A 15,083-nucleotide genomic window follows, 5' to 3' on the forward strand; every position below is an offset into this window, starting at 1 on the left:
TTCCCGCAGCAGCATGTGTCATTTTAGGGGCAGTAACAATGGCTCTCATTCTCAATACGGCGACACATTTTTTCATACGAAAGGAACGTGATCCTTATGCAAGCTGTACATCAGCCTTTACAAACCAAAGCAAACGAACGTAGACCGGCAAATTCTACCGGACCGAACCGGGGCCGTCGGCCGAACTTCCGGGCCATGCTTCGAAATAAGGAAATGCAGGCTGCACTTGGCAGCGGGTTGTTAATGCTCTTCGCGTGGGGAATATCCTCGTGGTCAAGCGTGCTGTCCGTGGTTTTATATATCGCGGCTTATGTTATGGGGGGATGGACCAAAGCGAAGGAAGGCGTAGAAACACTGGTCAAGGAGCGGGACTTGGACGTCAATTTGCTTATGATTGCTGCGTCGCTTGGCGCGGCCGCGATTGGTTATTGGAACGAAGGGGCTATGCTCATCTTCATATTTGCCCTGAGCGGTGCATTGGAAAGCTACGCGACGGAACGCAGCCACAAGGATATTTCATCCTTGTTGGCACTCAAACCGGAGACGGCTCTGCGCATGGAAGACGGTCAGTTGAACCGCGTAACCATTGATGAACTTGAACAGGGAGACTTGCTGCTCGTCAAGCCGGGCGAACTTATTCCGGCGGATGGGATCGTCTGCCGCGGAAGCTCGTTCGTACATCAGGCATCCATTACCGGGGAGCCGATGCCCGTGGATAAATCCCATGGAGACGAAGTGTATGCGGGTACGGTGAACGGGGAAGGAGCCTTATATATAGAAGTTACCCGGTCGGAAGAAGGCTCGGTATTCGGTAAAATCATCAAATTGATAGAGGAAGCGCAGGCTGATGTTCCGGCGTCCCAACGGTTCATTGAACGCTTTGAGGGAATCTACGCCCGCGTTGTCGTCGCGGCCACGCTGCTGGTCATTGGCGGGGCGCCGATCCTGTTAGGCTGGTCGTGGGGAGAGGCGTTTTACAAAGCGATGGTTTTCCTGGTCGTTGCATCGCCGTGCGCTTTGGTATCCTCCATTATGCCCGTCATGTTATCAACGATGTCGAGCAGTGCGCGCAGAGGCATTCTGTTCAAGGGCGGGGCACACGTCGAAAACCTGGCTCAAACCCGTGTCGTTGCTTTCGACAAAACAGGTACGCTGACGATGGGTACGCCGCAAGTTACGGATATGCTGATTGCGGATGGCTATGAACGTGATGAGGTGCTTGCAGCGGCGGCTGCGATCGAAAATCAGTCGATGCACCCCTTGGCGCGCGCGATTGTAGATCATGCCATGATGGAAGGGCTAGCCTTGCCGGATGCCGGGCAGGTGCAGGCTTTGACTGGCTCAGGCATTGAGGGCTGCGTAAATGGAGTGAACTGGAGCGTAGGCAAACTTGAGGGGAATGACCTTCCGGATCTTTCCGGTTGGAAGGATGCCATCCATCGGCTGCAGCAGCAGGGAAAAACGATATCCGTGGTGAATGCGGATGGTCAACCCGCGGGTCTGATCGCCATGCGGGATGAGGTTCGGCCACAGGCTGCCGCCGCAGTACGCAAACTTGAAGCGATGGGTGTCCGAGTGGTGATGCTGACGGGGGACCGTCCTGAAACGGCCGCGGTCATTGCACGGGAGACAGGGGTATGCGATGTCCATGCGGGCTTGCTTCCCGAAGACAAGGTTGCACAGGTGAAGGAGCTTCGTGAACGTTACGGGGCAGTGCTGATGGTGGGGGACGGCGTTAACGATGCCCCTGCATTGGCGGCGGCCACGGTTGGTATGGGCATGGGCATGTCGGGAAGCGGCACGGCACTGGACGTCGCCGACGTGGTGCTGATGAACGACAACATCGAGGAGATCGCCTGGGCGATCCGACAATCGCGCCGTGCGCAGCGCACGATGAAACAAAACATGGCTTTTGCGATTTCGGTCATTGCGGTTCTGATCGGAGCCAATTTTCTGCAGAACGTGGCACTGCCGTTTGGCGTTGTCGGGCATGAGGGCAGCACCATTTTGGTCATTTTGAACGGGCTGCGCCTGCTGCGTTGAGAGGTGGTTTGATTTACCTCCAATTATTTCATGCAATCTTCATATGTGAACAAAAAAAGAACCCGGAAGGCTGCGGCGTGTTCGCCGTCCGTTCGGGTTCTTAAACATACATTCAGGGGTTCTCCGCCCCTGCTTAGAACAACTCGGTCAATCCAATCATCGTAATCAGTCCGAGCAAAAAGGAGACGGTCGCAACGCGGGCATTGCCGTCGCCATGGCTTTCGGGAATGAGCTCCTTGTAAACGATGAACATCATCGCGCCGGCCGCAAACGCCAGACCGTAAGGAACCAGGCCCGCAACCAGGCTGCTGAGACTGTATCCGATCATGCTGGTCACAATCTCCACCGCACCGGTTAACGTAGCGATGCCGAGCGCTTTGAAACGCCCGATATTCTGGTTCACGAGAAAGAGGGCAACCAGAAATCCTTCCGGCGCATTCTGCAAACCGATGGAAAAGGCGATCAAGTTGCCGAGGTTCCCATCCGTGCTGGCGTAACTGACGCCGACCGAGAGGCCTTCCGGCAAATTGTGCATCGTGATGGCTGCGATGATCATGAAAGCCTTCGCTTCGATCTTGAAAGGCATTTTCTCCGGATTTTCCAGATCGACGTGCGGAATCTTCATCTCCAACACTAACAGCACCATGCTGCCAAGCAATACGCCAAGCGTTAATACGAATAAGTTCGATTGGCCAAGCGCTTCCGGAATGAGATTGTACATAGAAGCTGAGGTCATGATGCCTGCCGCGTATGCAAGCAAAATATCGCGCAGACGGTGCGTGACTTTGCGCATAAACAAAATGGGTACGGCACCAAGGCCCGTGGACATGGCCGAGATAATGCTGCCTATGAGTGCATCGTTCATGCTTTCATTATTCCCTCCTGATGAAGACTTCTTCATAATCGCTGCCGAGCATTGACACCTTTCAGAAAACAGATCATAATGAACAACAGATTAGAATGATTATAAATTACATTTCCATTTCTGCATAGGGCATTGGTTATCCTATAGGCAGGTTTAGTGGACATGACGGTGGACTTTCCGCTTTAGTGTATGCTGAGTCATTTACATTTGATGCCTTATGGAGCATGACCTTTTTGCAGAAGACAGGGGAGGAACTATACATGTATAAATCCATTATTATTGGAACAGGCCCTGCGGGGCTGACAGCAGCAATTTACCTGGCACGCGCCAACCTGAACCCACTCGTCATCGAAGGCCCGCAGCCAGGCGGCCAGTTGACAACGACAACCGAAGTGGAGAACTTCCCGGGCTTCCCTGAAGGCATCATGGGACCTGAACTGATGGACAACATGCGTAAACAAGCAGAGCGCTTCGGTGCGGAATTCCGCACAGGCTGGGTAAACAGCATCGACCTGAGCGAGCGTCCATTCAAACTGACCGTTGAAGGCATGGGCGAACTGGTATCCGAAACAGTCGTGTTGTCCACAGGCGCTTCCGCGAAATATCTCGGCATTCCTGGCGAGGAAAACAACGTGGGCCGCGGCGTCAGCACATGTGCCACTTGCGATGGATTCTTCTTCCGCAACAAAGAAATCATCGTTGTCGGCGGCGGGGACTCTGCGCTGGAGGAAGCGAACTTCCTGACACGTTTTGCGTCCAAAGTAACGTTGGTACACCGTCGTGACGAACTGCGCGCTTCCAAAATCATGCAGGATCGTGCACGCAGCAACGAAAAAGTGGACTGGGCATTGAACCGCACGCCACTGGAGGTCATTGCCGGAGACGCGGGTGTGACCGGATTGAAAGTCCGCAACAACGAAACAGGCGAAGAGGAAATCATTACGGCGAGCGGCGTGTTCGTGGCTATCGGCCATACGCCTAACACCGGTTTCCTTAATGGACAAGTAACTACGGATGATCATGGATACATCCTGACGACTCCAGGCACTTCCGAAACGAACATTCCGGGTGTATTCGCTTGCGGAGACGTGCAGGATACTCGTTACAAACAAGCGATCACCGCAGCAGGCAGCGGATGTATGGCAGCCATGGACGTGGAGAAATTTATTGAAAGTCTGGAGCACGCTGCAGTAACCAAATAATGATAAAACCCCTCGGAGGCCGGTAACACCGGTCTCCAATGGGATACACATTGAAAACCCAAAAAACAATATGAGGTGACGAGAACATGGAAAACGTAATTGTATATACATCGACCAACTGCCCGAACTGCAAATCGGTTAAAACGTTTTTGGCTGAGAAAGGCATCTCTTACGAAGAGCGCAACATCGAAACAAACGATGAATTCGCGCAACAAGTATGGGATATGGGCGTGCGTGCAGTACCTCTGACAGTGATCGGCGAGCACCGCATCCTGGGCATGAACAAAACGCAATTCGCAAAAGTGCTGGACGCTTAATCCTCCCCATAACGGGATTGGATCGACAAGCGAACCATGAAACTTTCCGGCCCGCGCGAGCCGTTTGTATATGGAAGAACCGTACCATCGATGGTACGGTTCTTTGTGTATATTACGGGATGTTCACTTGCAAAGGCTAAAATACAACGCTCATAAAGGTCTGAAACACAACGTATACCGCTACGCCTGACAGCATGTACATGAAACCAGCCTTCTTTTTGCTCTGGAACAGGCGCAGGATGCCAAGGCTGAACAGAGGCGCGATGACGATCAGGAACAGGAGTACGGTGACAAACATTTGCGCCGAGATATCTGATGTATCCACGTAGGTCACAGGTGTTCAACTCCGTTTCGTTAGGGGTATAACACAGCAACGATGATGTTGCCATGACAAAAATCACATATTCCCATTATACTCGTCTAATTCTCTGGCAAAAAGGGAGAAAATGGGGCGAAATGTTGTCAATTTTCATCCTGTATTACACAGACACTTTTATTTTTCCTAAAAATTGGGATATCGCCGAATACGCGGCTCCGATCCGGGTCGAACGGCTGCCAAGCCCGGCCCATTCGATTTGCAGGCTGCGGCGGTGGTACGGCAGCGTGCGCTCCTCCACCACCTGTTTCAAGGAAGATTCGATCCAGGGACCGGCTTCGGACAACGGGCCGCCGATGATGATCCGTTCCGGGTTGAAACTGTTGACGATGTTGGTAATGCCGACGCCAAGCTTGCGTCCGATTCCTTCATAGAGAGCCAGCACGGAGCTGTTCCCCAGTTTGGCGTACTCGATCAGTTCTCGCGTCGTATGGGCAGGCAGGTTAAGTTTCTGCTCGGGGTGATCGTAGGCTTTTTCCGAAGCATATAGCTCCCAGCAACCGCGATTTCCGCAAGAGCAGGCACGGCCTTCCGCTTCGATGGACATGTGGCCGGTTTCGCCAGCATATCCCCAAGCGCCTTTGTATAGTTCGCCATCGACCATAATGCCTGACCCGATCCCGATGCCTGCGCTGATATAGATCAGGTGGCGCACACCGACGCCCGCTCCGAAATTCAGTTCGCCATGAGCGCCGGCATTGGCTTCGTTGTCGATCGTGACCGGCACGTTGAACGCTTCTTCCAGCATGGAACGGAGCGGAACGCCTTCCCAACCAAGGTTGGGCGCGAACAGAACGGTGCCGTCCTCGTCGACCATACCCGGCACGCCGATTCCGATCCCGATGACGCCGTGGGGCGAGGCGGGAGCAGCTTGAATCAGCTCCGATGCAGCCAGCTTCAGCTGACCGAAGACGGCAGGCACATCATGGGCTTCCAGCTTCGCCGTAGATTCGGCGACGACGTTTCCTTCCAGATCGGTAAGCACACCCTTCAAATGCGAGACGCTCAATTCTAGGCCCACGGCATATCCGGCGGTAGCCCGAAATAACAGCATTAATGGTTTGCGGCCTCCGCTGGACTCGCCGGGACCGATTTCCTGCACCAGTTCATCCTGAATCAGTTCAGCGACGAGGTTGGATACCGTTGCTTTGTTAAGGCCTGTCACTTCGGATACCCGGGCGCGGGAGAGAGGGGCATTGCGCCGAATCGTGTCCAGCACGATGGACTTGTTTATTTTTTTGACCAGCATCTGGTCTCCGGTAATTTTCATATGTAAAGGCACTCCTATTCTTTGGATAAAGGGGTTAACATAACATCCGAGCGCAAGCTATTCGACTATTATAGCGCAAACTTCCAACGAAAAAACATTTTTATTTTTACTTTGTTTAACCAATAGACAAAGTGAATACGATGTGGTAGGATATCGGTGTAAACGATTTCTTTAAAACTACCGAGGAGGCATTTTACATGGCCTATTTTGAATCCGTTAATAAAATTGCATTTGAAGGCAAAGATTCCACGAACCCGTTTGCGTTTAAACACTATAACCCTCAAGAAGTTGTAGCCGGCAAAACGATGGAAGAGCATTTCCGTTTCGGCATGGCATATTGGCATACATTGACTGCAGGCGGCAGCGACCCGTTCGGCGCAGAAACAGCTGTACGTTCCTGGGATAGCTATTCCGGTCTGGACAAAGCGAAAGTTCGCGTAGAAGCGGCTTTCGAATTCATGGAAAAAATGAACCTGCCTTACTACTGCTTCCATGATGTGGATATCGCTCCGGAAGGCGCAACGCTGCGCGAATTCTACAGCAACATCGACACCATCGTTGATTTGCTCGAAGAGCACATGAAGTCCAGCGGCAAGAAACTGCTCTGGAACACGGCGAACATGTTCTCCAACCCACGTTTCATGTTCGGCGCGGCTTCCACATGCAACGCTGACGTGTACGCTCACGCGGCGGCACAAATCAAAAAAGGCCTTGAAGTCGGTAAACGCCTTGGCGCGGAAAACTACGTATTCTGGGGCGGTCGTGAAGGATACGACACATTGCTCAATACAGACATGCAGCTGGAGCAAGACAACATCGCCCGCATGTTCCACATGGCTGTAGATTACGCGAAGGAAATCGGCTTTGACGCCCAATTCCTGATCGAGCCTAAACCAAAAGAGCCAACGAAACACCAATACGACTTTGATGCGGCAACATCCATTGCGTTCCTGCAAAAATACGGTTTGGACAAACATTTCAAACTGAACCTTGAAGCGAACCATGCTACACTGGCAGGCCATACGTTCGATCATGAAATCCGCGTTGCACGCATCAACGGCATGCTCGGTTCCCTGGACGCGAACCAAGGCGACCTGTTGATCGGTTGGGATACAGACGAGTTCCCGGTTGATATGTACGATGCTACACTGACCATGTATGAAGTGCTGAAAAACGGCGGTCTTGGCCGTGGCGGCGTCAACTTCGATGCAAAAGTTCGCCGTGGTTCCTTCGAGCCTGAAGATCTGTTCCTGGCACATATCGCTGGTATGGACACGTATGCCAAAGGTCTGAAAGTCGCTGCAAAATTGATCGAGGATCGTGTATTCGACGACTTCATCGAGCAGCGTTACAGCAGCTTCAAAGAAGGCATCGGTGCTGACGTTGTCGCAGGTAAAGCTACGCTTGCTTCCCTGGCTGAATATGCATTGAACAACGAAAGCCCACGCAAAAACCAATCCGGACGTCAAGAATTGCTGAGAGCAAAACTGAACCAGTACATCTTGGCTGACTAATTACAGGACATTCGGACCGTCCCCGACTTTCCCCTGGGAAGGCGGGGACGGTTTTTGGATTAGAGAGGAGCATATCGTAATGAGTTATGTAATTGGTGTCGATCTGGGGACAAGTGCAGTCAAAACCGTGCTGGTCAACCGCGAAGGAAAAGTGGCGTTTGAAGCTTCCGAGGCTTATCCGCTGTACCAGCCAAAAGCCGGATACAGTGAGCAAAATCCGGAGGATTGGGTAGAGCAAACCATTGTGTCCCTGCGTAAGCTGCTTGAAGTCTCCGGTGTTCACCCATCCGAAATCGAAGGACTGAGCTTTTCCGGACAGATGCATGGCCTCGTCTTGGTGGATCGCGAAGGCAAACCGCTGCGCAATGCCATCCTGTGGAACGATACGCGCACGACGGCGCAATGCCGCCGCATCGAAAAGGTGCTGGGCGGACAATTGTTAAGCATTGCACGCAACCGTGCCTTGGAAGGTTTTACGCTGCCGAAAATTTTGTGGGTGCAAGAGAATGAGCCGGAGCTGCTGAAGCAGGCAGCGCTGTTCCTGCTGCCAAAGGATTACGTTCGTTATCGCCTCACCGGCGATTACGCCATGGATTACTCGGATGCAGCAGGTACGCTTTTGCTGGACGTTGCGGGCAAACAGTGGAGCAAAGAGATTGCGGACGCTTTTGATTTGCCGTTCTCGCTCTGTCCGCGACTGGTTGAGTCGTTCGAGGAAGTGGGCACATTGCTGCCGGAAATCGCCGACCAGACGGGTCTGCAAGCGAGCACGAAAGTGTTCGGCGGCGGCGCGGACAACGCATGCGGTGCCATTGGCGCAGGCATTCTGAGCGAAGGACAGACCATGTGCAGCATCGGTACGTCCGGGGTAGTGCTTTCCTACGAGGAGCGCAAGGATCTCGATTTCGAGGGCAAAGTCCACTTTTTCAATCACGGCGAGAAAGATGCCTTCTATATTATGGGCGTGACGCTGGCTGCAGGTTACAGCCTTTCTTGGTTTAAAGATACATTTGCTGCGGATAAGTCCTTTGATCTGTTGCTGCAGGGCATTGATGCCATTCCGGCCGGAAGCAACGGGCTGTTGTTCACGCCGTACATTGTCGGAGAGCGCACGCCGCATCCGGATGCCAACATTCGCGGCAGCTTCATCGGCATGGACGCAGGACACAAGCTGGAGCATTTCGGACGCGCGGTGCTGGAGGGCATTACGTTCTCGCTGCGCGAGTCGATCGACATTTTGCGTGGCGCAGGCAAAGACGTCAAAGAAGTCATCTCCATCGGCGGCGGCGCGAAGAACGAAGCTTGGCTGCAAATGCAGGCTGACGTATTCAACGCCAAAGTGGTGAAGCTGGAAAGCGAGCAGGGCCCGGCAATGGGTGCAGCGATGCTTGCGGCTTACGGCTGCGGCTGGTTCCCATCGTTGCAGGAATGCGCGGCAGCATTTATCCGTCCTGCGAAGTCGTATGAGCCGAATCCGGAGACGGTTGCGGTATACGATGAATTGTTTGCGCTGTATCAGGAAGTATACGGCCAAACCCGCAGTCTGAATGATCGTTTGGCGCAATATCGTTGATTCGTGGCTTCGCTATTATACTAAATGAAGAGATTCATGCAGCAGGCTTCCGCCTTGGCGGATGCCTTTTTGCATTTTGCCAATGCCGCGGTTTGACGAAAAATTTCCAATAGGGCAAGCAGATGCTTTACAATGAATCTATACAAGCCGTAATGAACAAATACATGTTAACGGAGAGGCAGAACCAATCTGAAGAAGCGAAGTGTTCGCTAAAAGCTTTTCTGAAAGAAAGCGGCGTCGGAAGCAATAACTTATCACCGGATTTTCGAAGCATGCATGAATTCTGGTGCCAAATTTACATACTAAGGGGTAGATATGATGAATTTATCAGAGGTATTGATTGAATCCAGGCTTGTAGCGATCGTGCGCGGCATCAGCCGTGAAGAAGCGGTAACCGCTGGAAAAGGAATGGCCGATGGCGGAATCCGCTTGATGGAGGTTACCTTGAACACGCCAGGTGCGCAGCACATCATTGCCGACTGGCGAGCACGCCATGAAGGACAGGCTTACATCGGCGCCGGCACGGTGCTTAATGTGCAGATGGCCAAAGAGGCAGTGGCGGCGGGAGCGCAATTTCTGGTGTCTCCCAATGTCGATCTCTCCGTCATTGAATATGCTGTAGAACAAGGGATAGACATTTGGCCTGGCGCCATGACGCCCACCGAAATCGTCGCGGCGCACGAAGCAGGAGCCCGGGTCGTGAAACTGTTTCCGATGGCCAGTTTGGGGCTCTCTTACCTGAAAGAGGTCAAAGCTCCTTTGAATCATATTCCACTGTTAGCGACAGGCGGAGCCAATCTGGACAATATCGCCCAGTATTATGAAGCAGGTGCGGCCGCGGTTGGACTTGGCAGTGCATTGCTTCCCAAGCAGGCTTTGACCGCCGGGAACAGCGAGCAGATCGCGAAACAGGCCAAAGTCTTTGTTCGGGCAGCGGCGGGCGATCGAGAGGATTGACATAAAATGATGCTTTGCTTTAAAGAGCGATGATGATACTTTCGTATGCTGAACGTAAGCAATAGCCGGAGAGGAGTGTGCCCATGAAGGCCAAAACGATGATTGGCGGAATGATCGCGGTTGCTGCGGTCACTGCCGGAGGGTTATGGAGAGCAGCGGTGAAAAGCCAGACGCCGAAGAAAATACCCATTACGCTGAAACCACCCATGCCGTTCGAAGACGTCACCTTTAAGAGCGGCGACGGCAACGTGCATGGATGGTTTATACCGGCAGATGCTTCGGTGCCTCGACCTTGGCCATTGGTTATTATTGCTCATGGCTGGGGTTCCAACAGATCGCGGGTGCTGCGCTACGCCCGGCCGATTTGGGAAGCGGGGTATGCGCTGCTCATGTACGATGTGAGAAGCCATGGTGCAAGCGATCCGGTCAAGGCCGCGTCGGCTTATTTGTTCAGGGATGATCTGCTGGCTGCAGTGCGGTATGCCTGCGCCAGAACGGAAATTGATCCCCAAGCCATCGGAGTGCTGGGACATTCGCTCGGAGGCCTTGGAACGATCATGGCCCTCACGGAAGGAATTCCGGTGGCGGCAGTCATTACGGATTCCATGCCTGCCCAGTTCGAGGTCATCGTCAGCTCAGAGCTGCGCAGGCGGAGGTTGCCCCAGTTTCCGCTCGCTCAGGTGATTCCCCGAATCTGGTTTTGGCGGCTCGGCGAATCTCTCAAAACCTACCGTCAGCACGATCCGATTTTGTTGCTGAACGAACGGCGCAGAATGATGCAGCTGCCGATCCTTATGGTGCATTCCAAGGGGGACCGTTTTATTCCGCCAAGCGAGCTGGAATACTTTCTTTCCAAGGCCGATCCACCCGTCGAGCATCTCTGGGTTAACAGTGACGGGCACAGTTGCTCTGAAGAAGATCCCGCATTTTGGGCAGCGGTAATACCGTTTATTCAAAGCCATGTCCGGGTTCAAAAGGAGTCTGCTTCAGATCCAGTTAACCCACAGGAGATGGAATGTGGGGCTTCGGAACGGCCTGCATTTACATAGTATGAGGCCGAGCGATAGACGCCAACCTGGCTGGTTGGCGTTTTTTTTGTTGTGCAGAGCGTTCTCAGAAAATGAACATTTGTAAACTTTTTGGGAAAACGACCTTCTAAAAGGAAGCTTATGGTATCATAGAGTAGACTGTCAATATTCGTGCGAGTTTTTAGGGAGGCATGTCCTGTACTTGCCTGAAATTGAAGGGAGAGGTCCAGCATTGTTTTTGAACGACCGTTTGAGAAGGGGGACGGCCAAAGCAGCTGCCGCAACGATGGCGGCATGGCTATTGGCGACGCAAGCTCCGGGATTTGCCGGCAGCGTGTCTGCAGCTAAAGCGGAACCAGTTACAGACGTTGCCGTACAGGCGACGGTAGGTTCCGATTCAACGAGCAATGAAGTGCCTGAAGGAGCCAAGATTTCCTCGGAACAGGCCAGAAACCATATACTTGAGCTATTCCCTGTGTTGAAAAGGGCAACCATTGCATCCGTGCAATTCGGTTCAAGCCACGTATACCCCCAGCCGGAGTACAAGACATGGGAAATCGGCTTTTCGGTTACGGAGGGTAATCATACGCTGGGCTTCAGTGCTACCGTGCACGCCGTGACAGGCGAAGTACTCAGCGCCCATCTGCCTTCGGAGCTGTTAAGCAGACAGCATGGCGAACCGGGGAACGACCTGACTTCGGACGAGGCGGACAAGTTGGCTGAACAGTTTCTGTACAAAGCCATTCCAGGGCTGAAAGAAACAGATTACGTCCCCGTTCAGGAGAGCTACGTTTCTGTCTCGCCGCAAGCGCTGTTCGGTAGAACCGAATATCATTACAGTTACCAGTTGAAACGCGACGGTTTGCTGTCCGATGCCGAGACGGCCAACGTCAGCGTGGACAGTCGGGGCAGCGTTACCGGATTTTCCAGATCAACGCTCGGCAAGGAATACCCGTCTTCGAAACCGGGAGCAACCGCCGAAGAAGCGAGACGGCAGTTTGAGAAACAATTTGACGTACAGCTTGCATACATTCCGAAAGAACGGTATTCTTCCCGCGCAGGGCAAAAATACGTTCTGGGCTATGTTCCCGCAGGGATGACCCTTACTCCGATGGATGCGAGTACGCTCGAGCACATCAATGCTATGACAGGCAAGGCATCGACCAAGGAATCGACCCGTAAAGACCGGCCTTTGAAAGGCAGCGCCAATGCTTTTGCCGCCCACAGCGGGGAAAAATTGACTGCCAAGCAGGCGGAGGAACGGGTTAGAGAACATTTTGATATTCCTGAAAACTACCAGCTGGAGTACAGCCAACTAAATAAAAGCCAATATATGAATCCAAACGGTCAGGTGTGGAGCTTGAGCTGGAGCAATCGTAATGCGAGTGCGTCTTATATGTTCATGCGGGACATTTCTGCACAGGTGGATGCTGCAACGGGACAGATTTATAGCTACAACGTATACCAGCGTAACATGACGGGCATCAAGGAAGAACAGCAGGCAGAGGAAGCGGCGGGCAAGACGATGGATCAGGAGGCAGCCGAGCAGCTGGCGATGAATAAGGTCATCGAGCTTGTTCCGAATGCCGCAAAAGAATTCAAGTTGTCCCAGGTGCTTGAACTGGAGGGAGCGACAATCTTCGTTTTCCAGCGCTACGTAGGAGACATTGTCGTGCAGGATGATATGGTCCAATTGCAGGTTCTGGAGGATGGGACGATCAGTGAATTCTACACCAGAGCGCTGGCTGCTCCGGAGCAATTGCCGACAGACACGAAGCCGGCCATTTCTTATGAAAAGGCCAAGGCAAGCTACCTTGAGCAACTCCATTTAGTTCTGGCTTTCTCCCGATATGGAGGATACTCTTTGGGAGGAGCAGAGTCCGTACCTTTCGGGGTCAAACTTGCTTATGTTCCTTCCAGCAGTGAAACATCCATCTCCCCTCTGATGGATGTTTTGGATGCCAATACGGGTGAGTGGAAGAAACAGTACGGCAGCGATGCTTCCACAGGGAAGGCAGAAGCGAGTGATATCGAGGGACACGCGGCAGAGGCTTCGATCCGGAATATGCTGCAGCATGGAGTGATCATTCCGGATGATCAGGGCCGGGTGATGCCGGACCGTGTGATTACGCGCGGGGAATGGTTCACGGTTTTGGCGCGAGCGCTTCAGCCGAATCTCGATATTTATCATAGCGGAGATGGAAGCAATCTATTTGCGGATGTCACGCCGGAAAGTCCATATTATCAAGCCATACGTGTACTGATCGACCAACGCTGGATTGCGGGTTCAGATCCGGAAATCAGCTTGAAACCCGACGAGGAGCTGACGCGGGAGGAACTGGCTGTTCTGCTCGTACGCATTTTGCGCTATGAGAAGCTGGCCGGATTTTATACCTTGCCGTCAGACCTTCCGAACATTGCCGATGCGGGATCCATTACCAATAAGGGGGCAGCGTCCCTCAGTCTGAAATTAGGGCTGTTGCCTTCCATCGAGGGCCGTTTCATGCCTGCTCGCAAGGTTACGGTGGCCGAAGCTGCTCAGGTGCTGGAGCGGTTGGCCAAGCTTCAAGGTAAGACGGATACGTTTATGGACGGCAGCCGCCTGTACTGAATTTTGCTGTAATCTTAAATATGGTTATGGGACCTTCCGGGGGAGGTCCCTTTCCTGTTTTTCGACAAAACTAGAACCCGGCAATGGACGGCTTTTATGATACAATGAGTCAATAGATATTGGCGAAGAGAGGTGGTACCTTTCATGGGCAAAAATGGAGGACGCATCATTACCATTCTGCTGGCAGGCTGCCTGATTGCCGTAGCCCTTCCGCGCACGGTTGATTTAAACCAGTTGGTTGCCGCATCGGAAACGTCAATCACGACCACGAATTCGAATTTGCAGCAGACGTTGCTTGACGCGATGGCTGAGCGAACGGAAGAGCTTGATTTTACGTACCGGGGCAATGTGAAGGACCTCAAACAGCAGTTGCAGATCTCCATCGATGCAGCCATGAAAAGCGATCCCTACATCCAATATACCGTCAAAAGCTATGCATTTAACTACAAAGGCTCAAACATCACAGCAAACGTTCATGTCAAACTGACGTATCGGGAGACGAAGGAGCAAACCGAATACGTTAACAGGAAAGCGACCGAGGTGCTGGATCGGATCATTGAACCGGGCATGACGGACCATGAGAAAGTAAAGGCCATTCACGACTGGATCGTGCTCCACCTTTCGTACGATACAACGCTGCAAAAATATACGGCATATGACGGACTCGTTACCGGCAGTACGGTATGTCAGGGATATACGCTGTTGGCTTATCGGATGCTTGAACAAGCGGGCATTGAAAATCGGATCGTGGAAGGCACGGCCGGTGAGCAGCTTCATGCCTGGAATCTGGTGAATTTGGACGGGAAGTGGTACCATCTGGACACGACTTGGGACGATCCCACGCCGGATCGCAAAGGGAAGGTGAGCCATCGATACTATTTGCTTAGCGATGATGAGATGGCGCGGGATCATATTTGGACGAACAACAACAATTACCCGGCTGCGCCCGAACCCTATCGCCAAGCCTTGTTTAATCTGGCGCAATCGGACGGGGGGAAAGCGGAAACATACCGGAAGCTGTACCACTCCCTGGAGTACTCCTTGTATGATGAGAAGGACGCCATCAGCAGCGATAAGGCTTTATTGGAGAAAGTTCAAAACGTGTTGAAAGAGGGCAGTACTACGCTGACGTTCAGGTATAAGGGAACCGAGGAAGGGTTAGTGGAGGATTTGCAGGATCTGTACCAGCTCGGGATGAAGACGATCTCCTATTATATTTCCAAGATGGAGGATACGGCCGATCTGCGCGTCAGAATCAATTGGACTTTATAAGCAAAATAAACAGGCAGCATTCTCTCCAGTCAGAGAGGATGCTGCCTGTATTTTA

Annotated in this window: 12 protein-coding genes; 9 read left to right on the top strand and 3 right to left on the bottom strand. The window is 52.6% G+C overall.

All coding sequences use genetic code 11. From position 1 onward, the window contains the following. The first annotated feature begins 96 nt into the window (after positions 1-96). A complete protein-coding gene (locus L6H98_RS25630) occupies positions 97-2,043 on the top strand; it encodes a heavy metal translocating P-type ATPase (protein ID WP_236420518.1) in 1,947 nt (648 codons plus the stop codon). A gap of 133 nt (positions 2,044-2,176) precedes the next feature. On the opposite strand, the gene L6H98_RS25635 is transcribed toward L6H98_RS25630, so the two are convergent. After that, positions 2,177-2,908 (bottom strand): ZIP family metal transporter, encoded by a 732-nt coding sequence (locus L6H98_RS25635; RefSeq protein ID WP_236420519.1) that lies wholly within the window; start codon positions 2,906-2,908, stop codon positions 2,177-2,179. Between the two features lie 260 nt (positions 2,909-3,168). Between L6H98_RS25635 and trxB the strand changes: the two genes are divergently transcribed. Together trxB and L6H98_RS25645 are read left to right on the top strand one after the other, a co-directional pair. Beyond that, entirely contained in the window at positions 3,169-4,110 is a 942-nt protein-coding gene (gene trxB, locus L6H98_RS25640; RefSeq protein WP_236420520.1) for a thioredoxin-disulfide reductase, read from the top strand. Between the two features lie 86 nt (positions 4,111-4,196). Next, positions 4,197-4,427 carry a glutaredoxin family protein gene (locus L6H98_RS25645; RefSeq protein WP_236420521.1) on the top strand — a complete coding sequence of 77 codons (231 nt, stop codon included), beginning with the start codon at positions 4,197-4,199 and terminating at the stop codon, positions 4,425-4,427. 136 nt (positions 4,428-4,563) lie between these two features. On the opposite strand, the gene L6H98_RS25650 is transcribed toward L6H98_RS25645, so the two are convergent. Together L6H98_RS25650 and L6H98_RS25655 are read right to left on the bottom strand one after the other, a co-directional pair. Continuing rightward, on the bottom strand, positions 4,564-4,761 hold the full coding sequence (locus L6H98_RS25650) for a hypothetical protein (protein ID WP_236420522.1): 198 nt from the start codon (positions 4,759-4,761) through the stop codon (positions 4,564-4,566). Positions 4,762-4,906: 145 nt separating this feature from the next. Beyond that, positions 4,907-6,073, bottom strand: coding sequence for an ROK family protein (locus L6H98_RS25655; protein WP_236420523.1), 1,167 nt, complete (start codon positions 6,071-6,073; stop codon positions 4,907-4,909). Positions 6,074-6,270: 197 nt separating this feature from the next. On the opposite strand from L6H98_RS25655, the gene xylA reads away from it, so the two are divergent. The 6 genes from xylA to L6H98_RS25685 all read left to right on the top strand — a co-directional run bounded on the left by xylA (position 6,271) and on the right by L6H98_RS25685 (position 15,028). Next, positions 6,271-7,587, top strand: coding sequence for a xylose isomerase (xylA, locus tag L6H98_RS25660; RefSeq protein ID WP_236420524.1), 1,317 nt, complete (start codon positions 6,271-6,273; stop codon positions 7,585-7,587). A 79-nt stretch (positions 7,588-7,666) separates the two neighbouring features. Continuing rightward, a complete protein-coding gene (gene xylB / locus L6H98_RS25665; protein ID WP_236420525.1) occupies positions 7,667-9,160 on the top strand; it encodes a xylulokinase in 1,494 nt (497 codons plus the stop codon). Between the two features lie 318 nt (positions 9,161-9,478). Next, a complete protein-coding gene (locus L6H98_RS25670) occupies positions 9,479-10,117 on the top strand; it encodes a bifunctional 4-hydroxy-2-oxoglutarate aldolase/2-dehydro-3-deoxy-phosphogluconate aldolase (RefSeq protein WP_236420588.1) in 639 nt (212 codons plus the stop codon). An 83-nt stretch (positions 10,118-10,200) separates the two neighbouring features. Beyond that, on the top strand, positions 10,201-11,166 hold the full coding sequence (locus tag L6H98_RS25675; protein WP_236420526.1) for an alpha/beta fold hydrolase: 966 nt from the start codon (positions 10,201-10,203) through the stop codon (positions 11,164-11,166). A 181-nt stretch (positions 11,167-11,347) separates the two neighbouring features. Further along, positions 11,348-13,756 (top strand): YcdB/YcdC domain-containing protein, encoded by a 2,409-nt coding sequence (locus L6H98_RS25680; protein ID WP_236420527.1) that lies wholly within the window; start codon positions 11,348-11,350, stop codon positions 13,754-13,756. 144 nt (positions 13,757-13,900) lie between these two features. After that, positions 13,901-15,028 carry a transglutaminase domain-containing protein gene (locus tag L6H98_RS25685; protein WP_236420528.1) on the top strand — a complete coding sequence of 376 codons (1,128 nt, stop codon included), beginning with the start codon at positions 13,901-13,903 and terminating at the stop codon, positions 15,026-15,028. Positions 15,029-15,083 lie beyond the last annotated feature (55 nt).

It is taken from the genome of Paenibacillus sp. JJ-223, from assembly GCF_927798175.1.
Taxonomy (GTDB): Bacteria; Bacillota; Bacilli; order Paenibacillales; family Paenibacillaceae; genus Paenibacillus; species Paenibacillus hubeiensis.

Bases quoted from the DNA above. Each gene is read 5' to 3' on its own strand.
- L6H98_RS25670 (WP_236420588.1), top strand. From the start codon at position 9,479: ATGAATTTATCAGAGGTATTGATTGAATCCAGGCTTGTAGCGATCGTG.
- L6H98_RS25635 (WP_236420519.1), bottom strand. From the start codon at position 2,908: ATGAACGATGCACTCATAGGCAGCATTATCTCGGCCATGTCCACGGGC.
- L6H98_RS25675 (WP_236420526.1), top strand. From the start codon at position 10,201: ATGAAGGCCAAAACGATGATTGGCGGAATGATCGCGGTTGCTGCGGTC.
- L6H98_RS25685 (WP_236420528.1), top strand. From the start codon at position 13,901: ATGGGCAAAAATGGAGGACGCATCATTACCATTCTGCTGGCAGGCTGC.
- xylB (WP_236420525.1), top strand. From the start codon at position 7,667: ATGAGTTATGTAATTGGTGTCGATCTGGGGACAAGTGCAGTCAAAACC.
- trxB (WP_236420520.1), top strand. From the start codon at position 3,169: ATGTATAAATCCATTATTATTGGAACAGGCCCTGCGGGGCTGACAGCA.
- L6H98_RS25630 (WP_236420518.1), top strand. From the start codon at position 97: ATGCAAGCTGTACATCAGCCTTTACAAACCAAAGCAAACGAACGTAGA.
- L6H98_RS25655 (WP_236420523.1), bottom strand. From the start codon at position 6,073: ATGAAAATTACCGGAGACCAGATGCTGGTCAAAAAAATAAACAAGTCC.
- xylA (WP_236420524.1), top strand. From the start codon at position 6,271: ATGGCCTATTTTGAATCCGTTAATAAAATTGCATTTGAAGGCAAAGAT.
- L6H98_RS25645 (WP_236420521.1), top strand. From the start codon at position 4,197: ATGGAAAACGTAATTGTATATACATCGACCAACTGCCCGAACTGCAAA.